We start from the raw sequence: 21,609 nt of genomic DNA, 5'->3' as shown, positions 1-21,609 counted from the left end.
GGCCTCTATGGTTTATCAGCATTCTCAGCTTAGTCTTCATTTTCATTTTTGATCTGAAACTTGAATTCTTCTGACAATAATAGCTGCGCGCCGCGGGTCACCACTTCAGTGCCTGGCGCGATACTGTTATCAAACCAGCCATTGTCCAGCTCAATATCAGAGGCGACTGGTTTGCGCAAAAAGGTATCTGGCTTGGTTTTAACGTAAATCCAGGCCATGCCGCCATGCCAGGCAATGGCCTGGTTAGGCACAATGACACCTTTCATGGTGGCAGAAGAAGATTGTGCCGGCACGACATTGACACGCATACCGACGCGTAAATAGTCTGCTGGCGCACTATAGAAATAGGTTTTACCAATATTGCTGATATCGGTCTGGATGGATTGCGACACGTAATCGGCTTTAATCGGCGCAATTTCGTCTTGGATAGGCGAAATATACAGGCTGGAGTTGCCCTCCGGCGCCTTGAAATTGAGCGGGAAGCTGACCTGCACCAAGACTTTCTTTTGCATCAGCAACTCATGCAGTGGGCCGGGTGACGGGTGCTGCGTCACCAGCATGGCCAGTGGTTGGCCCCATTGCGCAATAATGGTGTCGGTGAGTGCTTTCAGCTGTGCCTGTGCGGTTTTGATCTGGGTTTGGTCGTTAATCACCAATGCCTGCGCTTCCTGCACGGCTTTATCGGAGACGTTCTTGTCGTCTTCATTCAGATGTTTATAGCGTTGATATTGTAACTGGTGGTTGGGAAGCACACTTTCAGCCAGCGCCAGTTGTGATTTAAGTAATTGATATTGGCTGTTGTAGTCGACCAGGGTTTGAATTGACATCACAGAACCCAGCACTTTGATATTGCCGTGGTAATCATAGGGCTGTAATGGTTGCACACTGATGCCGCTGTTTTGTTGCGTCGCCAGATTGAGTTGCACCACTTGCAGGCCGTTTTGCTCAGTGACGCGCACCGGCCCTTCAATTTCTTCTTCGCTATCATCCTGAATCGACTCATATTCATCGCGGCCAACAAACACGATGGCCCAAATCAGAATGACAATTAAAATAATCTGGGCCCCGATGATCCAGAGTGCTTTTTTATTCATTTTGCTGGCGCCTCTTGTTGCTGGTTGGCAAAAGCCGTTGCACGTTGTGATAGCGCAATCGGTTTTTGCATCACATTTTCAATCTCCTGCAATGCACGCATGACATTGGCCTGTTGCGTGATCAGGCGCTGCTGTGCACTATAGAATTGGATTTCTATTTGCAGGTATTCTGTTTTATCGATCAGCCCTTGATGCCACTGCTTTTCCAGTTGCAGTTTGCGACCTGATTGCTGTTCATATTCATGGGTTAATGTTACCAACAGCTTGGCAGCGTCGCGATACTTGATAAAGCTCTGCTCGGAAAGCTGGATGACCTGGTGTTGTAAGGCGTAAAAGCGAACTGCTTCATTTTGCCGCACCTGCTCGGCATGTGCCCACAGGTCAGAAGACTTATTGAGCAGGTTAAGCATAGTGCCGATACCCAAAGACCAGATTTTGTCGCCATACTCATAAATCATGCCCGGGTTGAGTGACAGGTCCGGGTAACGCTTGGCCATTTCCAATCGGAGTTGTGATTCAGCTTTTGCATATTGTGCCAGCCCGCGCTGGATATCCATGCGGTTGGTTAAGGCGGTATTCTGGATAGTGGACGCATCTGCGTAGGCCTGCGACTGTGCAAAGCGTGCTTTCAATATTTGCGATAACTGAAGTGGGGCGATATTGAGTGGCAGATTATGCTGCTCGGTCAGGCCGGCATCATGCAGAATCTTTTGCTCGGTTTGCCTGATTTGCAAGGTCAGTTGCTGCAATTGCCAGGCGGATTGGTCATGTTGCAGGCGGATGGGCAGTACATCTGATTTGCCCGCTACACCATAGTCCAGCCGCTTCTGGTAGGCGGCAAGCAGTGTCTGCTGGGCTTGCTGCAATCTACTCAGGTTGCCTTGCATGGCTTGTTGCTCAGCCAGCAGAATCAAGTCCAGGCTCAGTTGCTGCCGCAAAGTCCAGGCAGTTTCCGAAATCATTATTTTTGCAATGTCGGCCTGGTATTGTGCAATGTCGATATTGATCTGCCGCTTGTTGGCGGTAATCACCGGCAGATCCACCTGCAAACCGTAAGACCAAGGATTAATATCACCATTGGCACGGTTGCTGTGCGATAACTGGCCATTCAGGCCGACTTGCGGGCGCAAACCAGCGCTGGTAATCCCTGCCAAGGCCACGGCGTAGTCAGATTTGGCGACTTTGAGGGCAGGGTGAAAGTAGAGCGCTGACAGCGTCAGGCTATCCAGATCCCATGCATTAATCGGCCACGGCATGGCTGGCGATTGAGATTCAATAAAGGTTTTAAAGCCATCTGCAGCAGGTGTTGCCTGTTGAATGGCATCAATATTCTGTTGCTGCGGAATAGGCTTGGCCTGAAAGGCAATACCGCACGCCGTTAACAGCAGCGGGGAAAGGTAGGCGAGCAGACGCATGGCGTTTGCAGGGCTGGTGCAAACACACCAGCACCCGAGAGTTTATTCGACGATGGTCGCGTGGACAGCATCCAGCGCGTCTTGCAACAGTTCTTCTGGCAACTGATTGATGGTGGTTGCCAGCAAATCCGCTGCTTCGACTGTGCGAATCGGCAAGTCGGTTGTATTGAGTTCTGCGATTAAACCGGCAGCCACACCAGTAATCTTGAGCAAAATCTCACGCTCTCGCATTAAAAGCTCAAGTTCCGCTCTAAGCATATTTTCTTCGGCTGAATGCATATCCTGTCCCATCAACAACTTCTTTATGATCTTTAATCCAGCATCTTGCAGTTGAACGTCAGGCTTGTCAATGTGAACGCCCCAAGTTTGTGGAATCGCTTAAAAATGGGCTATAATAGCGAATTGTCGGTGTTGGCTGGCAAGATGCGAAAGTGGCGGAATTGGTAGACGCACTGGATTTAGGTTCCAGCGCCGCGAGGCGTGAGAGTTCGAGTCTCTCCTTTCGCACCACCTTACTTATAATCGGGTGGTGCATGAACGAAATAACAGGCTTCCGTTGCAGGAGGCCTTTATTGTTTTTAGCGTTGGATAATGAGCAGAAAGAGATGACATATGAATATTGTACAAACACCAAATGCACCCGCTGCGATTGGCCCTTATGCGCAAGGGGTTGTCGTCGGTAATATTCTTTATACCTCTGGCCAGATTGCATTGCGTCCGGACGGCAGTTTGAATGATGGTGACATCGTGACACAAACCCGCCAGGTGTTGGCAAATCTGCAAGCAATTATTGAAGCCGCAGGCGGCAGCTTGCAGCAAGTGGTTAAAACAACTGTGTTTCTTAAAAACCTGGATGATTTTGCTGCGATGAATCAGATTTATGCTGAAGCGTTTGTGACACATACGCCTGCGCGTTCTACCGTGCAAGTGGCTAAATTGCCACGCGATGTATTGGTGGAAATTGAAGCTATTGTTGCTTTAAAATAATGCTGGCAAGTGGTGCTTGAAGTCTGTTTTTCTGGCGCCATATAACACTTAAACACAGGCTTTTTGGCGAGCTTCGTTCTATTTAATGAAGCGAAGTGATACGCTTGTTGCGTAGGCATGGGCTTGAAGTTTATTTCAATTGAGACTTGTGTTATATTTTTAGGCTCTTTTTTCATAATTTGATCACCATTAGAAACCTTTAGAGTGTGGTCAGGTTGTGTTTAAACATTTATTAAGACGCACAAGCAGGCGTCTACTTACATAACCCATCGTTATTAAAACGATTTTTACAGGAAGTTCAGCATGGCAGCAGTATCTGTTGAAACAGTCAGCAACTTGGAACGTCGCATGACTATCAAAGTCCCTTTAGCTCCGCTGGAAGGGCAAATCAGACAACGTTTACAGCAAATTTCTCGTACAGCCAAATTTTCTGGTTTCCGTCCGGGCAAAGCGCCTATTGGCCTGGTTAATCAGCACTATGGTGATCAGGTGCGTGACGAGGTTTACTCCAAAGCGGTTGAGACCAGCTTTGGCGATGCTGTTGAGCAGAACAAACTGCGTGTTGCTGGCTTCCCGAATATTGAACACTTGCCATTTAAAGATGCTGCAGAAGAGTTTGAATACATCGCTACTTTTGAGATTTTCCCGGAAGTAGCCGTGGGTGATCTGAGCAAAGTTAAAATCGAGCGCCCGGCACTGGAATTGTCCGATGCTGACGTAGAAAAAACACTGGATGTATTGGTGAAGCAGCGCGTGAGCTACGAGCCTGTGAAACGTGCGTCTAAAAAAGCGGATCGTATTAATATCACATTGACGGCTTCTATCGATGGTCAACAGGTTGAAAGCACAGGCGATCGTGGTATCGACTTGGTGATTGGTGAGCCAGGCCGCGTCAAGGAGTTTGATGATGCCTTGATCGGTGGTAAAGCGGGTACTGAGAAATCATTCGATATTACTTACCCGGCTGATCACAATCCTGCACAATTGGCAGGTAAAACAGTGGCTTATGACGTGAAGTTCGTGTCCGTGTCACAACCGGTTTATCCTGAAATCGACGCTGAGTTTGCTAAAAACCTGGGCGTGGAAGACGGTAACCTTGACACCATGAAGTCTGAAATCAAACAAAGTCTGGAGCAAGAAGTCGACAAGCGTATCAAAGCGCGTGTCAAAGAGTCTGTATTCCAGGCCCTGGTGGATGAAACCAGCTTCGAATTGCCAAAAGCGATTGTGTCTGCTGAAACCAACCGCCTGATGCAAGTAGCGGCACAAAACCTGCGTCAACGTGGTGTGGATCCAGCGCAAGTGCCGATGGAGCCTTCTGTGTTTGAAACACAGGCGCAACGTAACGCCAAATTGCGTATGGTATTGACTGAGTTGGTGAATACCAATAACTTGCAAGCGTCAGCTGATCAAGTACGTGCGATGGTCGATAGCTTTGCGCAAAGCTTTGAGAAGCCTGATGAGCTGGTCAGCTGGTATTATGCAGATGTTAAACGTCTGGATGAGCCTGCAGCCTTGGCAACAGAAGAGAATGTAGTGGCTTGGGTGCTGGATAAAGCCAAAGTCACTAACAAAAAAATTAAATTTGATGAATTGATGATGGCAGGTGCTTAAACCATGAATTATATGAACGCGAACGAGGGCATAATGCAACAAAGAATGGAGCCGCAAGGGCTTGGCTATATCCCAATGGTCATTGAGCAAAGTGGCCGCGGTGAGCGTTCGTATGACATCTATTCAAGATTACTCAAAGAGCGCGTCATTTTCCTGGTGGGTCCTGTCAATGATATGACAGCCAACCTGGTAGTGGCGCAGCTGTTGTTCCTTGAGGCAGAAAATCCGGACAAGGATATTTCCTTGTACATTAACTCTCCAGGCGGCTCTGTGACTGCCGGTATGTCAATTTATGACACCATGCAGTTTATCAAGCCGGACGTGAGCACATTGTGCATTGGCCAGGCGGCCAGCATGGGGGCGTTTCTGCTGACTGCAGGCGCCAAGGGCAAGCGCTTTTGCCTGCCTAACTCTCGCGTGATGATTCACCAGCCACTGGGCGGTTTCCAGGGCCAGGCGTCTGATATCGCGATTCACGCTAAAGAGATTTTGTACCTCAAAGACAAATTGAATGGCATCATGGCTCATCATACGGGTCAAAATATTGAAACTATTGCCAACGATACCGATCGTGACAATTTTATGAGTGCTGACGCTGCCAAGGCTTATGGTCTGGTAGACCAGGTGATTGCCGCACGTAGCGCTGTTTAATCAGCGAGCAACCAGCAGGGGAATAGCATGGCAAACAAATCTGATAGCGAAAAGCTTTTATATTGCTCGTTTTGTGGCAAAAGCCAGCACGAAGTCAAAAAACTGATTGCTGGACCCTCTGTATTCATTTGCGATGAATGCGTTGATTTGTGCAACGACATTATCCGCGAAGAAATCCAGAGCCTGAACGAAATCAAGTCCGCAGATAAAAAACTGCCGACACCACAGGAAATCTGCCTGATTCTGGATCAATACGTCATTGGTCAGGTACAGGCGAAAAAGAATCTGGCCGTGGCGGTATACAACCACTACAAGCGCCTGGGTTACAACCCGTTGTCTGACTCCAATCAGACCGGTAAAGATGACATCGAAGTGCAAAAAAGCAATATTTTGCTGATCGGGCCAACGGGTTCAGGTAAAACTTTGCTGGCACAAACGTTGGCACGCCTGCTGGATGTGCCATTCGTCATGGCCGATGCCACCACGTTGACTGAAGCTGGTTATGTGGGGGAAGACGTTGAAAACATCATGCAGAAATTGCTGCAAAAGTGTGACTACGACGTTGAGAAAGCGCAGCGCGGTATTGTCTATATCGATGAAGTTGACAAGATTTCCCGTAAATCTGACAACCCATCTATTACGCGCGATGTGTCAGGTGAAGGTGTGCAGCAAGCCTTGCTGAAACTGATCGAAGGCACGATTGCTTCTGTACCACCACAAGGTGGCCGCAAACATCCTAACCAGGAATTTGTGCAACTGGACACGACTAACATCCTGTTCATTTGCGGCGGTGCATTTGATGGTCTGGAAAAAGTCATTCGTCATCGCTCGGAAAAAGGCGGCATTGGTTTTGGCGCTGAAGTGAAGAGTAAAGAAGATGTGCGTGCTGTTGGCGAAGTCCTGCGCGAAGTTGAGCCAGAAGATCTGATCAAGTTTGGCCTGATTCCTGAGTTTATTGGTCGTTTGCCAGTGGTGGCAACGCTGGAGTCTCTGGATGAGGCGGCTTTGATGACGATTTTGGTTGAGCCGAAAAATGCATTGACCAAACAGTATATGAAGTTGTTCAAGATGGAAGGTGTGGAGCTGGAGTTTGAAGATTCCGCACTGCTTTTGATCGCTAAAAAAGCGCTTGAGCGTAAAACCGGTGCACGTGGTTTGCGTTCTATCATGGAACATTCATTACTTGACCTCATGTATGAATTGCCATCACTCAAGGGCCTGGCTAAGGTGATTGTAGATGCTGGCGTGATTGAACACACTTCCGAACCAATTCTGATTTATCAGGATGCGCAAAAACGCGTTGAAAACGCAAACTAAATCCCCCTTGCAATAGCCACCCGGCTATTGCAAGATAGCATCTACAACATTAGATGCCTGCTCTCTTGAATTCTCAAAGAATGTTCCCATCTAAATGCAAAGGACTGGCTCCTTTGACACTTTTTGAAAGACGCTATGACAGAACACACTTTGCTTGACTCCGAGATACCCGAAGAAAACGCTTTAATCCCGTTATTGCCATTGCGCGATGTCGTTGTCTACCCGCATTTAGTGATTCCGCTGTTTGTTGGCCGCACCAAGTCGGTTAAAGCGCTGGAACGCGCCTCAGAAGGCGATAAAAAGATTTTGCTGGTGGCCCAAAAATCGGCCAACAAAGACGATCCGACGGCAGAAGACCTGTACGAAATCGGGACGCTGGCAACTGTATTGCAAATGCTGAAGTTGCCTGACGGTACCGTGAAAGTGTTGGTTGAAGGTCTGCATCGTGTGCGTGTTTCCGACTTTATGGAAACCGATGATTGCTTCATGGCATTAGGCGTAGAGGTTGAGCAAACCGACCAGGACGACAAAGAGGCTGAAGCCTTGATGCGTACAGTCATGACCCAGTTTGACCAATACGTCAAACTGAACAAAAAGATTCCCCCTGAAATCCTGACCTCATTGGCGACGATTAACGAGCCAGGCCGCTTGGCGGACACCATTTCTGCACATCTGACCCTCAAGCTCGAGGAAAAGCAAAAAGTGCTGGAAATGCTCAGTGTCATCGAGCGTTTAGAGCACTTGCTGTTCCTGATGGAGTCTGAAATTGACATCTTGCAGGTAGAGAAACGCATCCGTGGCCGTGTGAAACGCCAAATGGAGAAAAGCCAGCGTGAGTACTATCTGAATGAGCAAGTCAAAGCGATTCAGAAAGAGTTGGGCGAGCAAGACGAAAATGCCGAGATGGAAGAGCTTGAGCAGCGCATCAAAAATGCGGCCATGCCTAAAGAAGCCTTGGCTAAGGTCACTGCCGAGTTCAAGAAACTCAAATTGATGTCCCCCATGTCAGCTGAAGCTTCCGTGGTGCGCAACTACATTGATACCTTGCTCAACCTGCCTTGGAAAAAGAAAACCAAAATCAGCAAAGACCTGCAAACCGCAGAAGAGATTCTGGATGCAGACCATTACGGCCTGGATAAAGTCAAAGAGCGGATTGTGGAGTATCTGGCGGTACAACAACGCGTAGGCAAGCTCAAGGCCCCCATCTTGTGCCTGGTGGGCCCGCCAGGGGTAGGTAAAACCTCGCTGGGGCAGAGCATCGCTAAAGCCGTGAACCGCAAGTTTGTGCGGATGGCCTTGGGCGGCGTGCGTGATGAAGCCGAAATTCGTGGCCACCGTCGTACCTACATTGGCTCCATGCCGGGTAAAGTGCTGCAGAGCATGACCAAGGTTGGCGTGAAAAACCCTTTATTCCTGCTCGACGAAGTCGACAAGATGGGGCAAGACATGCGTGGTGATCCATCCTCAGCGTTGCTGGAGGTGTTGGATCCAGAGCAAAACCATACTTTTGCCGATCACTATGTTGAAGTGGACTATGACCTGAGCGACGTCATGTTCGTGGCAACGGCTAACAGTATGAATATTCCTGAGCCATTGCTGGATCGTATGGAAATCATTCGTCTGTCCGGCTACACCGAAGACGAAAAGATCAATATCGCTCAACGCTACTTGCTGCCTAAGCAATTAAAAGCGCACGCGCTGAAAACCACAGATATTTCTGTGGCCGAGAGTGTGTTGCGCGATATCGTGCGTTATTACACGCGTGAGGCCGGGGTTCGCCGTCTGGAGCAAGAGATCGCCAAAATTTGCCGTAAAGCCGTTAAAGAGCAATTGCTGGCTAAAGGTAAAAGCAAAACGGTTAAGAAGGTTAATATCACCAGCAAAAACATTGAGCAATATCTGGGCGTGAAGCGCTACGACTTTGGCGTTGCTGCCAAAGAAAACCAGGTAGGGCAGGTGACAGGGCTGGCCTGGACTTCAGTCGGCGGCGAGTTGCTGACCATTGAAGCCGTGACTTTGCCAGGTAAAGGCAAAACCATTACCACTGGTAAGCTGGGTGATGTGATGCAAGAGTCTGTGACCGCTGCGATGAGCGTTGTGCGTAGCCGTTCAGAAGGCTTGGGCATCCCAACCGACTTCTACGAGAAGAAGGACATCCATATTCACTTGCCAGAAGGGGCGACCCCTAAAGATGGCCCAAGTGCTGGTATTGGCCTCACAACAGCGATTGTATCGGTGCTCACTGGCATTCCAGCGCGTGCTGATGTCGCGATGACCGGTGAAATTACGCTACGTGGTGAAGTCTTGCCGATTGGCGGATTGAAAGAGAAACTGTTGGCAGCCCATAGAGGTGGGATTAAAACAGTGCTAATTCCTTCTGCCAATGAAAAAGATTTAGTCGAAATTCCGGCCAATATCAAGAAGGATCTGGAGATTCATTGCGTAAAATGGATCGATCAGGTGCTGGATTTGGCCCTCGAAAGTGCGCCGCAACCTCTGGTAGTCGATGCGCCAGCTGTTGAGATTGTCGCTTCTGGCGACGCGAATTCGGAGCAAGCTGTCACGCATTAGTAAAATTGATGCGAATTATTGTCAAAAGGCCGGATTAGCGCTTGACAGCTCGTTTTGCGGCTTGATATAAAGACGGTACAGGATGTACCTGTCTTTTTAACTAGTTATTAGGGGAAACACGTGAATAAATCAGAATTGATAGATCATATTGCAAGTGCTGCTGGTATTTCTAAAGCCGCTGCGGCTCGTGCTCTGGATGCAACAACTGAGGCTATTTCCGGCGCATTGAAAAAAGGTGATCTGGTAACCTTGATTGGTTTTGGTACATTCTATGTAGGTGAGCGTTCTGCCCGTTCTGGCCGTAATCCTCGTACCGGCGCAACAATTAATATCAAAGCTGCAAAATCTCCTAAATTTAGGGCTGGTAAAGGCCTTAAAGATGCTGTAAACTAGCATTCTTTGGTTGAGCAGCGTTAGTTGCTCTGCCAGCAGTAGCAACACAAGTGGTTGTTACGGGTGCTTAGCTCAGTTGGTAGAGCGTCGCCCTTACAAGGCGAATGTCAGCGGTTCGACCCCGTTAGCACCCACCACCACCTCCCTGCCTGCACATTTCAAATCAATCCCCGCTCGCTAAACGAAAACGTTTCCTGCCTGGCCACAATAATGTGATCAAGCACCTTGATATCCACCAGGTTTAAAGCGTCTTTCAAACTGATGGTCAATTGCTCATCAGCACGACTAGGCTCAGCATTACCCCCTGGGTGATTATGGCTCAATATCACTGCTGCCGCATTTAAGGCCAGTGCACGCTTCACGACCTCTCGCGGATAAACACTGGTTTGCATCAAGCCGCCTTCAAACAAGGTTTCATAAGCAATCAGGCGATTCTGCGCATCCAGAAACATCAAGCCGAACACTTCGCGCTGCAGATGCGACAATTGCAACTGCAAATAATCTTTGACCTGCTTGGGCGAGCGAAAACTATCTTTTTGCTGCAAGGCTTCACCCAGCGCACGTTTGCTCATCTCGAGCACCGCCTGCAACTGGCAATATTTGCTCGTGCCCATACCCGGCACCGCCGTCATCTGCTGCACATCCGCAGAAAACACGCCATTCAGGCTTTGAAAATGCTGTAACAGATCACGCGCCAGATCCACAGCGGTTTTGCCAGTCATGCCGACACGCAAAAAAATGGCCAGCAACTCTGCGTCAGACAAAGCTGCGGCACCCGCACGCAATAATTTCTCACGCGGACGCTCTTGTTCGGGCCAATCGGTGATTGCCATCGCGCTTCCCGCTTACTTTGACCAGCCAATTTCACGCGCGGTGGGCCTGCCGATCACCACAGCGTCAAGGTCTTTGGCCATGCGTGCGTTGTGCGCCGTTTGCGGCACTTTGCCCGCCATCACTTCGGCCATTGCCTGAGGATAGCGCGGTTGCGCATAAGGCTCGGCATAGCCTTGTGGGAACAAAGGCAGGCTGGTGTTCAAGTCATACTTATCTGAAGCGCTCAAGGTATGCAGTAATTCATGACTGATAATGATGGCATTGGTGGCATGCTGACTGTTTTCGGCAAACAGATTAACGCGGCCAATGCGGCCTTTGTGCAAAGCGGTGGAATGCAACAAATGGCGATGCTGTGACGGGTCGTGATACAACAGATACAGCTTGATATCGATGGGCACACCTACTTCAGGCTGATGCTGCCAGCTAAACCATCGAAACTTAAGGCTCCACAAAATAATATCCAATAATTGCCCGTTGACCGCTGGCGGCGCGGGAGGGATATCGTGAATTTCGGGGCCTAAATAAACCGTCACAGGTCGATGCAAAGGCAATTGATACTTCAGGGCTTCACGCGAAAAAAACTGCGCAATGATGTCAAAGTCCTGCGCACGTAAGCTGGCAATATAGGTATCCACTACGGGAGCACCATCAGCATTCACCGGGTACACAGCCACATTCAAAGGCTTGCGCCATTGCAAGGTGAGATACTCTTGCCAAAGCTGCATCAATGCAGCCAGCACCACAACCACCCAGAACAAAATCCTGACTAACTTTATCATGTGCCCCACCCCATGGATGACCAGATGTTAACATCTTTAAAGAAAATGCTACATAGCCGAGAAATGGCAATTGCATGTGGTTTACAGTTAAAATGCAGCCATGACTCCAACGCACTCACATTCCCGCCATCTGCTGCTGGGCGTGACTGGCGGCATTGCCGCTTACAAGACGGCAGAACTGGTGCGCTTACTGGTCAAACAAGGCCATAGCGTACAAGTGGTGATGACTGAAGCCGCGACGCACTTTATGACGCCCACGACCTTGCAGGCATTGTCCGGCAACCCGGTGTTTGTCGACAGCTGGGATCAGCGCATTCCTAACGGCATGCCGCACATAGAGCTCAGCCGCAAAGCAGATGCTATTTTAGTGGCGCCTGCCAGCGCAGACTTTCTCGCCAAACTGACACATGGTTTTGCCAACGATTTACTTTCCACATTATGTCTTGCACGTGAGTGCCCACTCCTGGTAGCACCAGCAATGAACAGGCAAATGTGGGAGAACCCTGCAACACAGCGTAACATCGTGCAATTACAACAAGACGGCATCACGATATTAGGCCCTGACAGCGGGGAACAGGCATGCGGTGAGGTTGGCCAAGGCCGGATGCTCGAGCCAGAAGACTTGCTGGAAGAGGTAAACAGCTTTTTTACGCCTAAATGGTTAGCTGGCAAAAAAATCATGATCACGGCCGGTGCCACGCTGGAAAAGCTGGACCCGGTGCGCGGCCTCACCAACCTGAGTAGCGGAAAAATGGGCTATGCCCTGGCGCAGGTCGCCATGCGCATGGGCGCAGAAGTCACATTGGTGCATGGCCACGCAAGTGCCACGCGCCCGACAACCAGCCAGGCCTACTTTGCCAGTAGCGCGCAAGACATGTACCAAACCGTGATGCAACATATTGCCAGCCAGGACATATTTATAAGTGTCGCTGCCGTTGCTGACTACAGACCGGATGTTTCTTCTGAGCAGAAAATCAAAAAAAGTGAGGAAACACTTACCGTTAACCTCATAAAAAATAAAGACATTCTGGCAGACGTTGCTTCTTTACCCAACCCGCCCTATTGCGTTGGCTTTGCGGCAGAAACAGAACAAGTAGTCGATTATGCCAAGCAAAAAAGACTGGCAAAACGCATCCCCATGATAGTGGCCAATCACGCCAATACCGCCATGGGCAGCGACCAGAATGCAGTCACCATCATCGACCAACACGGCGAATATGCACTTGGCACAGATGACAAAATTAACATTGCATTCAAACTCTTAACGCACCTTAAAAGCCAATTTGATCCAAGCTAATTAAATCGGTCATTCTCAGTATTTTCATGAAAATACTGAGACCTCCAAGCTTACACTCAGCTTACAATCGCGCAGTCTATTTTTAGCACTGAGAATTACAATGCGCGCACCTCGTTTTACGCCCTTATACATCGCTCTTTCTGCTGCCTTTGGCAATATGCCACAAGCCATGGCGGACGAAGAAAAAACCCTCACACTTTCGCCAGTCGTTGTCACAGCTACCCGTCAGGCACAAAACAGCTTTGACTTGCCTGTGGCCATTGATGTGGTTGAGCAAAAGAATATCAAAGACGGCCAGTTGCAAATGAACCTGTCCGAAAGCCTGATTCGCGTGCCTGGCATCACGGCACAAAACAGGACACAGCAAGCACAAGATCCACAAATCTCCAGCCGCGGCTTTGGCTCACGCTCATCCTTCGGTGTACGCGGCATCCGCGTCTATGTCGATGGCATTCCCCTCACCATGCCAGATGGCCAGGGACAGCCAGGTGTAGTCGACCTGTCATCGATAAAAAGTATTGAAGTCATGCGCGGCCCGTTCTCATCCCTCTACGGCAACTCATCCGGCGGTGTGATTCAGATGTTTACGCAAGACGCGCCAGCCACACCAACAATTGGTGCTACCACGATGTTTGGTAGCTATGACACCAAACGCAATGTGCTGGAAGCTGCGGGACAATTAGAAGGGTTGGAGTATTCATTGAATATATCCAACTATGAATCTGACGGCTACAGAGCCAATAGCTCAAGTAATAAACAAATGGCGACCGCCAAATTCAAATTTAATTTGAACGAAGACACCAAAGTCACAACGCTGGTGAACTGGTTTGATCAGGAAGCACAAGATCCGCTGGGGCTAGACCGTGCAAGAGCTTTTTCTAACGGCACACGAGATAAAGTTGTCCCTGCTGCCTTATTTGCGAACACCAGTGTTAAACGTGACCATACGCAAGTTGGTTTTAACATCGAGCATGCGTTTAACGAAAATAACAAAATCAGCTTTATTCCCTACGTAGGGACAAGGAACAATGCTCAGATTTTAACTACATCAGCACTTGCTACTGGACTTATTGGTTCATGCACCGCAGCCAACCCGCCTGCCGGCACCTGTGCAAGACTAAGCCAAATAAGTCGAGAGTTTTACGGTGCAGATACGCGCTGGGATAATAAAGGCATCTTAGGTGTGATGCCTTACAGTTTAAGTATAGGCATCACCTATGGAAAATCCTCGGATAGCAGACTAGATAGAAATATACTTGTCAATGGTGTAGCTGCAAACGCTTTGAACAGGGATGAGGACAACATCTCTTCCAATTTTGACCAATATATACAAGGCAAATTAAGCCTAACACCTACATTAGATATTCATGCTGGTGCTAGACACACAAAGGTTAAACTGGAGGTCAAAGACAATTTCATAACGCCTGGCAACCCTGGACAAGGCGACAATAGTGGGTCTGTTGAATACCAACAAACAACACCCGTAATTGGTGCAATTTGGAAAGCTACAGAAACACTTAATTTTTACGCAAACTTTGGCAAAGGTTTTGAAACACCAACCTTTATCGAGGCTGCCTTTGATAACGTTTCGACTGGTGCGGCAAGCAAACCTAATCTTGGTTTAAAAGCATCGGAAAGCAATAACACAGAAATTGGCCTGAAATCATTTCTAACAGACAACACTCGCTTCAATCTCACACTATTTCACATCAAGACAAAAGATGAAATCGTTGTAAATCAGACGAATGCTGGCAGGTCATCCTATACAAATGCTAACGATACAAAACGCAATGGCGTCGAGTTATCTCTTGATAGTAAATTCGACAATGGCATTAGCACTTTTGTCTCCTATACTTACCTAGATGCAAAATTTGACTCCGCCTATAGAAACGTACGTTCAGGAAATAAAATTCCCGGCACTTACAAACATCAACTGTATGGCGAAGTAGCGTGGCAATATCAACCTTTAGGTTTTTTTAGTGCGCTGGAGGGACGCTATAACAGTGATGTTTTCGTGAATGACATCAATACAGATAAAGCACCTTCATATACGATCTTCAATATACGAGCAGGACTCGAACAAAACCTGACCAATTGGCGATTTAAAGAATTTATCCGCTTAGAAAACATTACTGATAAAGATTACATCGGTTCTGTACGCGTCAATGACGGCAATGGCTTATTCTTCGAACCTGCCGCTGGCCGCAACTATTTGCTTGGCCTAAGCGCGCAATACAAGTTCTAATCTTCGCATTAATAAAAAAGCCAGCCTCCGCTGGCTTTTTTATTGTGGCTGCTTATCGCGCGTAGTGATTTTCGGTCACATTTCGTGTTTAATAGCGCAATCTTTTTCTGGAGTATGCAGCATGTCGATTACCGTAGATCTCAAGATTCTTGACCCCCGCCTGCATCACATGATGCCCAACTATGCAACGCCTGGCTCAGCCGGGTTAGATTTACGTGCCTGTATTGAGCATACGCAAACCATACAGCCGGGCGAGACCATCATGATTCCGACGGGCATGGCGATTCATATCGACAATGCTTATTATGCCGCCATGATCCTACCGCGCTCAGGTTTAGGCCATAAACATGGCATTGTGCTTGGCAATCTGGTTGGGTTGATTGACTCGGACTATCAAGGACAATTGCTGGTTTCATGCTGGAACCGCAGTAAAGAGCCATTTATCCTGAACCCGATGGAACGGGTGGCGCAGATGGTAATCGTGCCTGTTGTGCAGGCAGATTTTCATATTGTGGATGAATTCACCAGCAGCGAACGGGGCGAAGGTGGCTTTGGCAGCACTGGCAAGCATTAATTGTTTGAAAAATTACAATAAGCGCTTGATTTGTGCATACGATTCAATCTATAATCTCGCTCTTTCTGAAAAGATAAAAGTATTTGGAGACAACCATGGCACGTGTATGTCAGGTAACCGGTAAAAAACCAATGGTGGGCAACAATGTTTCTCACGCACAAAACAAAACAAGACGTCGTTTCTTGCCTAACTTGCAAAACCGTAAGTTTTGGGTTGAGAGCGAAAACCGCTGGGTAAGCCTGCGCATTACCAACGCTGCTTTGCGTACGATCGACAAAAATGGTATCGACGCTGTGTTGGCTGATTTGCGTGCTGCTGGCGAAAAAATCTAACTCGCGACATTTAGTCAGCAAAGGATATTATCATGCGTGAAAAAATCAAATTGGAATCCAGTGCTGGTACAGGTCATTTCTATACCACCACAAAAAACAAACGTACTATGCCAGAGAAAATGGAGATCAAGAAATTTGACCCGGTAGCTCGTAAGCATGTGCTGTACAAAGAAACTAAATTGAAATAATTTCAGTTTCCAGCATTAATAAAAAAGCCTGCAATCGCAGGCTTTTTTATTTTGGTCGCTATACCAACCTTCCCATTATTCTGAAGCCAGATTTAAAGCTGCCTGACCGGAAATAATACGCACATCCTGCTGTGGGTATGGGATCTGAATATTATTCGCTTTAAAGCGCTGCCAAATCTCGTAATAGACCTCACTCTGCAGCTTGGCGGTCGCCTCCTCGGGATTAAGCACCCCTACCGCCAACTGTAAATCAATGCCATTCTGGCCGAATGATTTAATAATCACCTCCACAGCAGTTTCATCCCTTAGTGTACGTTCATGCGACCGACCAATCTCTTGCAATAGCTTGATGGCCAAATCCAGATCACTTTCATAAGAGATTTGGACTAAAACAGGCACCTTCGCTTTATGGGCTGCAGAAGTATGATTAATCACCACATCCGTGATCATCGTTTCGTTAGGAATGATGAATTCAGTTCCATCCAGCTTGCGTAAAACAATATAACGCGACCGCAACTCTTTGACGATGCCATAGTAACCGCGAATCGTCACAATATCGCCCATATGCAGCGACTTATCCATGAGGATAATAAAACCACTCACATAATTGCTGGCGATCTTCTGCAAACCAAAGCCAAGCCCTACACCAAGCGCACCACCAAACACAGACAGCATGGTCACATCCATGCCTACAGCCGCCATCGACATCAGCAAGGCAATGACAATGGCCACCATACGCACCAGCTTGACCATAATGACACGCCAATTGCTATTGATATTCTCCGAAGCCATCAGCCGCAGCTCTATCATGCGGCTTAACCACAAGGCAACCAGCATAGTGATGACGATGGTCAGCCCGCCCTGAATCAGCAGCAACAGGTTTAACTTCTGCTTGCCAACACTAAACGTCACATCCTCAAGAATCTGCAAGGCAGGATCCAGGAAGCCGCTGATATGCAAAGCCACCACCACCCACACAACCCATGCGATGACCCGCTCAAACGAATGCAACCAGGCGCTCGGTGAGAACACATAGCGCAAGACATAAATCAGGCTACGAATAATCACCATCGCCAGCAGCATGCGCGCCGCAAGTCGCAACAAACCGACATGCATAAAGCCTTCAAGCGAATAGCGTGCAATGACCAGCAACAGAAAAGCCACAAACGGGAAAAACAGGCGCTCAATGCCGCCCAACAACATTTTATAAACAGTGTTTACTTTGCCGGCTGCAATTTGCTTGCGCAGGTGCCAATTGAGTAAACCGCTCACAGCCAGAATCACGCTAAATACAAACAACTGCCACAAAGCAGAGACCGTGCTCAGGTCCTGAACAATTTCTTTCCAGAGAATATTAATATCGTTATCCATCATAGATTTTTATAACAAAAAGATTGTGGCCAGGCCGAGGAAAATCATGAAACCACCGCTATCGGTCAATGCAGTAATCAACACACTGGAGCCAACGGCCGGGTCCCTGCCCATCTTGTTCATCACCAGTGGAATCACGACGCCGATAATGGCCGCCAACAACAAATTCAAGGCCATCGCCGCCATCATCACTAATCCCAATGCGGCATTGTGGTACAACCAGAACGCAATCAGGCCGAGGACACCGCCCCATAGCAAGCCATTCATGAGTGCAACACCCATTTCCTTTTGCAGTAATGATTTCATGTGATAGCCGGAAATCTGGCCCAAGGCCAAACCGCGTACAATCATGGTGGTGGTTTGGTTACCTGAGTTGCCGCCAATACCGGCCACAATAGGCATCAGCGCAGCCAGTGCCACGATCTTTTCGATACTGCCTTCAAACAAGCCAATCACACGCGATGCCACCAATGCGGTCACCAGGTTAATCGCCAGCCAGGCCCATCGGTTTTGCACAGACTTCCAGATGGAAGCAAAAAAGTCTTCTTCTTCGCGCAAACCGGCCAAAGACAGCATGTCTGACTCAGCCTCTTCACGAATAATATCCATCACCGTATCCACCGTAATGCGCCCGACCAGCTTGCGGTTATTGTCGACCACCGGCGCCGTCACCAAGTCATAACGCTCAAACGCCATCGCTGCCTGATCGGCCATATCCTCGGGGTGGAAAACCACGGCATCCGTCGACATAATGTCGCCGACACGGGTCTCCGGATCATTCAAGATAATGCGCTTCAGGGGCAACACCCCTTGCAGGATGTCGTCGCGATTAATGACGAATAATTTATCCGTATGGTCTGGAAACTTCGGTAGCCTGCGCAGGTAGCGCAAGACGACTTCCAGCGTGATATCGTCACGAATCGTCACAATATCGAAGTCCATGATGGCACCAACCGTGTCATCAGGATAAGAAAGCGCGGATTGCAAACGCTCGCGATGTTGCGTATCCAGACTGTAAAGCAAGTCCTGCAACACGTCTTTTGGCAAGTCAGGTGCCAGGTCTGCCAACTCGTCAGTGTCCAGTTGCTCGGCAGCTGCCAGCAACTCATCACTATCCATGTCCGCAATGAGGGTTTGACGAACAGCGTCGGAGGCTTCAAGCAGAATTTCGCCATCACGATCGGCTTTCACCAGATCCCACACCATTAAACGGTCATCTAATGGTAGCGATTCGAGGATATAAGCCACGTCAGCCGGATGTAACTGATCCAGCTTATGCTGCAGAATATTCAGATTTTGCTTGTGGACCAGGTTCTCGACCAGATCATGCTTAGGCATATCTTGCCGATGCACCACATGTTCGACCAGTTTGTGCTTATCCAGCAAGTGGATCACCTGCTGCAAAGTCTCGCTCAGGCTTTCCTTGCCCTCGGTCGCTTTCTCATCTTGTTCGCGAATTTCTGTCATGCATGATCCAATATTGAGCAGGCGTTATTTTTGCAGGTATCATTGTACAAAGCGTTGATGACACTACCTAGAGTTTTTATGCAAAAGAAGTTGATATTATTGGGCACCAAAGGCTGCCACCTTTGTGAGGATGCAGAGCAGCTATTGCAGGAGCTCAATCTACCTTACCAATACCTAGACATCATTGATGACGAAAAATTGCTGCCGCGCTATGAAATTAGCATTCCCGTGCTACTTTTCACATCAACCGACGATACAAATGAGCTGTGCTGGCCCTTTAACACGGAAATGATTAGCCACTGGTTAAAGCATAACGAATAGAGGGGGTTTAGAAAATAAAAAAGCCAGCGAAAGCTGGCTTTTTTATTGATGCGTCTGTCTTATTCTGCTGCTGGTGCTTCTGCAACTTCTGGACGATCTACCAATTCAACGAATGCCATTGGCGCATTGTCACCTTGACGGAAACCACATTTCAGAATGCGCAGGTAACCGCCATTACGTGCATTGTAACGTGGACCCAGTTCACCGAACAACTTACCTACGATGTCACGGTCACGCAGACGGCTGAACGCCAGACGACGGTTTGCCAATGTAGGTGTTTTACCCAAAGTGATCAATGGCTCTGCATATTTACGCAGCTCTTTTGCTTTAGGCAAAGTTGTTTTGATCACTTCGTGACGCAGCAAAGAGGTCACCATGTTGCGGAACATGGCTGCGCGGTGGCTGCTGGTTCTGTTCAATTTACGATTGCTATTACCGTGACGCATAGTAATTTCCTTAAGTATTTATCTGATCAGAAATTAAGCTTTTTCCAGACCAACAGGTGGCCAGTTTTCCAGCTTCATTCCCAGTGTCAGGCCTTTAGAGGCCAACACGTCTTTAATTTCGTTCAATGATTTTCTACCCAGGTTAGGCGCTTTCAGCAATTCGTTTTCTGTACGCTGAATCAAATCACCAATGTAGAAAATATTTTCTGCTTTGAGGCAGTTGGCAGAACGCACTGTCAGCTCCAGGTCATCGACCGGGCGTAACAGGATTGGATCTACCTGAGGTGCAGCTTTCACTTCAACATCAGCAGAAGCACCTTCCAGATTTGCAAACACGGACAACTGACCAATCAGGATACGCGCAGCATCACGAATCGCCTGCTCAGGCTCGATAATGCCGTTAGTCTCAACATCCATAATCAGCTTGTCGAGGTCAGTACGCTGCTCAACACGTGCGCTCTCAACATGGTAGCTCACTTTGTTGATCGGGCTGAAAGAAGCATCTACCATCATAAAGCCTAATACGCGATCTTCATCGTTGGCTTTTTGACGGGCTGGAACAGGCTGATAACCACGGCCCATTTCAACTTTCACTTCCAGGTTCAACTTACCACCTTTGGTGATGTTTGCCAGGATGTGGTTCGGATTAACGATCTCAGCATCATGACCAACTTCAAAATCACCAGCTGTCACAATACCTTCACCAGTTTTGTTCAATACCAAAATGGTTTCGGTTTTATTGTGCAGTTTTAAGGCAACACCTTTCAGGTTCAGCAAGATGTCAACAACGTCTTCCTGCACACCTTCAATAGTGGAGTACTCATGTACAACACCGTCGATTTTTACTTCAGTAATGGCAAAACCAGGGATGGAAGAAAGTAATACTCTTCTCAACGCATTACCCAAGGTATAGCCAAAGCCACGTTCCATTGGCTCTAAAGTCACACGTGCACGCAGTGGAGTAATCACTTCAACGTCCACAACACGTGGCTTCAAATAATCTGTAGGGTTATTTTGCATACAACTCCTTGAAGTAATTGGGTAGTAACAAGTAATCCTTAGCCTAAGCTAAGCGATTACTTAGAATACAATTCAACGATCAATGATTCATTGATGGTAGCAGGCAACTCATCACGCTGAGGTTTAGCCTTGAACTTACCAGACAATGCTTTGACGTCGACTTCCAACCACTCAGGGAAACCACGTTGTTCAGCCGCTTCAACCGCAGCTTTAATACGCAATTGTGTTTTTGATTTATCAGCCACAGTCACCACGTCACCAGCCTTCACTTGATATGAAGGGATGTTTACGCGTTTGCCGTTAACCAAAATGCTGTTATGACGCACTACTTGACGTGCTTCAGAACGTGAACCAGCCAGACCCATGCGGTATGCTACGTTGTCCAAACGGGACTCCAGCAATTGCAACAGGTTCTCACCAGTAATGCCTTTTTGACGATCAGCTTCAGCGTAATAAGTACGGAACTGACCTTCCAACACGCCGTAAATACGACGTACTTTTTGCTTCTCGCGCAATTGCACGCCGTAGTCAGACAGACGTGAGTTGCGGCGCTGACCATGCTGACCTGGTGCGAAGTTGCGCTTTTCAATTGCGCATTTGTCTGTAAAGCATTTTTCTGCTTTCAGAAACAGTTTTTCACCTTCACGACGGCATTGACGGCATTTAGGGTCTAAATTTCTAGCCAAAATAGTT

General features: G+C 48.1%; 22 protein-coding genes and 2 tRNA genes. 14 read left to right on the top strand and 10 right to left on the bottom strand.

Annotation, left to right across the window (positions count from 1 at the left end):
- Window positions 1–29 precede the first annotated feature (29 nt).
- From B3355_RS11915 to B3355_RS11905, 3 genes are read right to left on the bottom strand one after another with little or no spacing between them, the layout of a single operon-like run.
- Window positions 30–1,094, bottom strand: a complete 1,065-nt coding sequence (locus tag B3355_RS11915) for a hypothetical protein (RefSeq protein WP_292784192.1) — start codon at window positions 1,092–1,094, stop codon at window positions 30–32.
- Window positions 1,091–2,509, bottom strand: a complete 1,419-nt coding sequence (locus tag B3355_RS11910) for a TolC family protein (RefSeq protein ID WP_292784189.1) — start codon at window positions 2,507–2,509, stop codon at window positions 1,091–1,093. Before B3355_RS11910 ends, B3355_RS11915 begins: the two co-directional genes overlap by 4 nt.
- Before the next feature lie 42 nt (window positions 2,510–2,551).
- Complete coding sequence (locus B3355_RS11905; protein WP_189524813.1) at window positions 2,552–2,788, bottom strand: hypothetical protein; 237 nt, start codon at window positions 2,786–2,788, stop codon at window positions 2,552–2,554.
- A gap of 146 nt (window positions 2,789–2,934) precedes the next feature.
- On the opposite strand from B3355_RS11905, the gene B3355_RS11900 reads away from it, so the two are divergent.
- The 8 genes from B3355_RS11900 to B3355_RS11865 all read left to right on the top strand — a co-directional run bounded on the left by B3355_RS11900 (window position 2,935) and on the right by B3355_RS11865 (window position 10,179).
- Window positions 2,935–3,019, top strand: a tRNA-Leu gene (locus B3355_RS11900).
- A 102-nt stretch (window positions 3,020–3,121) separates the two neighbouring features.
- Window positions 3,122–3,496, top strand: coding sequence for a RidA family protein (locus B3355_RS11895; RefSeq protein ID WP_019882237.1), 375 nt, complete (start codon window positions 3,122–3,124; stop codon window positions 3,494–3,496).
- Window positions 3,497–3,799: 303 nt separating this feature from the next.
- Window positions 3,800–5,110 (top strand): trigger factor, encoded by a 1,311-nt coding sequence (gene tig / locus B3355_RS11890; protein WP_292784182.1) that lies wholly within the window; start codon window positions 3,800–3,802, stop codon window positions 5,108–5,110.
- Window positions 5,111–5,113: 3 nt separating this feature from the next.
- A complete protein-coding gene (clpP, locus tag B3355_RS11885; RefSeq protein ID WP_292784179.1) occupies window positions 5,114–5,761 on the top strand; it encodes an ATP-dependent Clp endopeptidase proteolytic subunit ClpP in 648 nt (215 codons plus the stop codon).
- Between the two features lie 27 nt (window positions 5,762–5,788).
- On the top strand, window positions 5,789–7,078 hold the full coding sequence (clpX, locus tag B3355_RS11880) for an ATP-dependent Clp protease ATP-binding subunit ClpX (protein ID WP_292784177.1): 1,290 nt from the start codon (window positions 5,789–5,791) through the stop codon (window positions 7,076–7,078).
- Between the two features lie 135 nt (window positions 7,079–7,213).
- Window positions 7,214–9,649 carry an endopeptidase La gene (gene lon / locus B3355_RS11875; protein ID WP_019882241.1) on the top strand — a complete coding sequence of 812 codons (2,436 nt, stop codon included), beginning with the start codon at window positions 7,214–7,216 and terminating at the stop codon, window positions 9,647–9,649.
- Between the two features lie 120 nt (window positions 9,650–9,769).
- Window positions 9,770–10,042, top strand: coding sequence for an HU family DNA-binding protein (locus B3355_RS11870; RefSeq protein WP_019882242.1), 273 nt, complete (start codon window positions 9,770–9,772; stop codon window positions 10,040–10,042).
- Between the two features lie 61 nt (window positions 10,043–10,103).
- Window positions 10,104–10,179 (top strand) — tRNA-Val (locus B3355_RS11865).
- 21 nt (window positions 10,180–10,200) lie between these two features.
- On the opposite strand, the gene radC is transcribed toward B3355_RS11865, so the two are convergent.
- Together radC and B3355_RS11855 are read right to left on the bottom strand one after the other, a co-directional pair.
- Entirely contained in the window at window positions 10,201–10,875 is a 675-nt protein-coding gene (gene radC, locus B3355_RS11860; protein ID WP_292784172.1) for a RadC family protein, read from the bottom strand.
- Window positions 10,876–10,887: 12 nt separating this feature from the next.
- A complete protein-coding gene (locus tag B3355_RS11855) occupies window positions 10,888–11,655 on the bottom strand; it encodes a hypothetical protein (RefSeq protein ID WP_292784169.1) in 768 nt (255 codons plus the stop codon).
- Between the two features lie 100 nt (window positions 11,656–11,755).
- Between B3355_RS11855 and coaBC the strand changes: the two genes are divergently transcribed.
- From coaBC to rpmG, 5 genes are all read left to right on the top strand, one after another.
- Entirely contained in the window at window positions 11,756–12,952 is a 1,197-nt protein-coding gene (coaBC, locus tag B3355_RS11850; RefSeq protein ID WP_292784166.1) for a bifunctional phosphopantothenoylcysteine decarboxylase/phosphopantothenate--cysteine ligase CoaBC, read from the top strand.
- A gap of 100 nt (window positions 12,953–13,052) precedes the next feature.
- On the top strand, window positions 13,053–15,197 hold the full coding sequence (locus tag B3355_RS11845; protein ID WP_292784163.1) for a TonB-dependent receptor family protein: 2,145 nt from the start codon (window positions 13,053–13,055) through the stop codon (window positions 15,195–15,197).
- Window positions 15,198–15,318: 121 nt separating this feature from the next.
- Window positions 15,319–15,771 carry a dUTP diphosphatase gene (dut, locus tag B3355_RS11840; RefSeq protein ID WP_019881252.1) on the top strand — a complete coding sequence of 151 codons (453 nt, stop codon included), beginning with the start codon at window positions 15,319–15,321 and terminating at the stop codon, window positions 15,769–15,771.
- 95 nt (window positions 15,772–15,866) lie between these two features.
- Window positions 15,867–16,103, top strand: coding sequence for a 50S ribosomal protein L28 (rpmB, locus tag B3355_RS11835; RefSeq protein ID WP_018986249.1), 237 nt, complete (start codon window positions 15,867–15,869; stop codon window positions 16,101–16,103).
- 32 nt (window positions 16,104–16,135) lie between these two features.
- Window positions 16,136–16,291 (top strand): 50S ribosomal protein L33, encoded by a 156-nt coding sequence (gene rpmG, locus B3355_RS11830; RefSeq protein WP_011478679.1) that lies wholly within the window; start codon window positions 16,136–16,138, stop codon window positions 16,289–16,291.
- Between the two features lie 75 nt (window positions 16,292–16,366).
- Here the strand turns inward: rpmG and B3355_RS11825 are convergent, their stop codons facing one another.
- Window positions 16,367–17,665, bottom strand: coding sequence for a mechanosensitive ion channel family protein (locus tag B3355_RS11825; protein ID WP_292784141.1), 1,299 nt, complete (start codon window positions 17,663–17,665; stop codon window positions 16,367–16,369).
- Window positions 17,666–17,671: 6 nt separating this feature from the next.
- Window positions 17,672–19,129, bottom strand: coding sequence for a magnesium transporter (gene mgtE, locus B3355_RS11820; RefSeq protein ID WP_292784138.1), 1,458 nt, complete (start codon window positions 19,127–19,129; stop codon window positions 17,672–17,674).
- Between the two features lie 78 nt (window positions 19,130–19,207).
- Between mgtE and B3355_RS11815 the strand changes: the two genes are divergently transcribed.
- On the top strand, window positions 19,208–19,450 hold the full coding sequence (locus B3355_RS11815) for a glutaredoxin family protein (RefSeq protein ID WP_292784135.1): 243 nt from the start codon (window positions 19,208–19,210) through the stop codon (window positions 19,448–19,450).
- Window positions 19,451–19,509: 59 nt separating this feature from the next.
- Here the strand turns inward: B3355_RS11815 and rplQ are convergent, their stop codons facing one another.
- Genes rplQ through rpsD form a run of 3 tightly spaced genes read right to left on the bottom strand, consistent with a single transcriptional unit; the run spans window position 19,510 to window position 21,602 of the window.
- Window positions 19,510–19,896: a 50S ribosomal protein L17 gene (gene rplQ, locus B3355_RS11810; RefSeq protein ID WP_019881247.1), complete on the bottom strand. Its 387-nt coding sequence runs from the start codon at window positions 19,894–19,896 to the stop codon at window positions 19,510–19,512.
- Between the two features lie 33 nt (window positions 19,897–19,929).
- Complete coding sequence (locus B3355_RS11805; RefSeq protein ID WP_019881244.1) at window positions 19,930–20,916, bottom strand: DNA-directed RNA polymerase subunit alpha; 987 nt, start codon at window positions 20,914–20,916, stop codon at window positions 19,930–19,932.
- Between the two features lie 56 nt (window positions 20,917–20,972).
- Complete coding sequence (gene rpsD, locus B3355_RS11800) at window positions 20,973–21,602, bottom strand: 30S ribosomal protein S4 (protein ID WP_019881243.1); 630 nt, start codon at window positions 21,600–21,602, stop codon at window positions 20,973–20,975.
- Window positions 21,603–21,609 lie beyond the last annotated feature (7 nt).

The organism is Methylophilus sp. UBA6697 (genome assembly GCF_002454655.1).
Lineage (GTDB): Bacteria > Pseudomonadota > Gammaproteobacteria > Burkholderiales > Methylophilaceae > Methylophilus.
The sequence above is the reverse complement of the archived record's forward strand: the minus strand, read 5'-3'. Positions and strand labels throughout refer to the sequence as shown.

Coding starts and splice junctions, on each gene's coding strand:
- clpX (WP_292784177.1), top strand. CDS start 5,789: ATGGCAAACAAATCTGATAGCGAAAAGCTTTTATATTGCTCGTTTTGT.
- B3355_RS11905 (WP_189524813.1), bottom strand. CDS start 2,788: ATGCATTCAGCCGAAGAAAATATGCTTAGAGCGGAACTTGAGCTTTTA.
- lon (WP_019882241.1), top strand. CDS start 7,214: ATGACAGAACACACTTTGCTTGACTCCGAGATACCCGAAGAAAACGCT.
- radC (WP_292784172.1), bottom strand. CDS start 10,875: ATGGCAATCACCGATTGGCCCGAACAAGAGCGTCCGCGTGAGAAATTA.
- tig (WP_292784182.1), top strand. CDS start 3,800: ATGGCAGCAGTATCTGTTGAAACAGTCAGCAACTTGGAACGTCGCATG.
- dut (WP_019881252.1), top strand. CDS start 15,319: ATGTCGATTACCGTAGATCTCAAGATTCTTGACCCCCGCCTGCATCAC.
- rpmG (WP_011478679.1), top strand. CDS start 16,136: ATGCGTGAAAAAATCAAATTGGAATCCAGTGCTGGTACAGGTCATTTC.
- B3355_RS11910 (WP_292784189.1), bottom strand. CDS start 2,509: ATGCGTCTGCTCGCCTACCTTTCCCCGCTGCTGTTAACGGCGTGCGGT.
- B3355_RS11825 (WP_292784141.1), bottom strand. CDS start 17,665: ATGATGGATAACGATATTAATATTCTCTGGAAAGAAATTGTTCAGGAC.
- B3355_RS11855 (WP_292784169.1), bottom strand. CDS start 11,655: ATGATAAAGTTAGTCAGGATTTTGTTCTGGGTGGTTGTGGTGCTGGCT.
- mgtE (WP_292784138.1), bottom strand. CDS start 19,129: ATGACAGAAATTCGCGAACAAGATGAGAAAGCGACCGAGGGCAAGGAA.
- B3355_RS11815 (WP_292784135.1), top strand. CDS start 19,208: ATGCAAAAGAAGTTGATATTATTGGGCACCAAAGGCTGCCACCTTTGT.
- B3355_RS11895 (WP_019882237.1), top strand. CDS start 3,122: ATGAATATTGTACAAACACCAAATGCACCCGCTGCGATTGGCCCTTAT.
- B3355_RS11915 (WP_292784192.1), bottom strand. CDS start 1,094: ATGAATAAAAAAGCACTCTGGATCATCGGGGCCCAGATTATTTTAATT.
- clpP (WP_292784179.1), top strand. CDS start 5,114: ATGAATTATATGAACGCGAACGAGGGCATAATGCAACAAAGAATGGAG.
- rplQ (WP_019881247.1), bottom strand. CDS start 19,896: ATGCGTCACGGTAATAGCAATCGTAAATTGAACAGAACCAGCAGCCAC.
- B3355_RS11845 (WP_292784163.1), top strand. CDS start 13,053: ATGCGCGCACCTCGTTTTACGCCCTTATACATCGCTCTTTCTGCTGCC.
- rpmB (WP_018986249.1), top strand. CDS start 15,867: ATGGCACGTGTATGTCAGGTAACCGGTAAAAAACCAATGGTGGGCAAC.
- coaBC (WP_292784166.1), top strand. CDS start 11,756: ATGACTCCAACGCACTCACATTCCCGCCATCTGCTGCTGGGCGTGACT.
- B3355_RS11805 (WP_019881244.1), bottom strand. CDS start 20,916: ATGCAAAATAACCCTACAGATTATTTGAAGCCACGTGTTGTGGACGTT.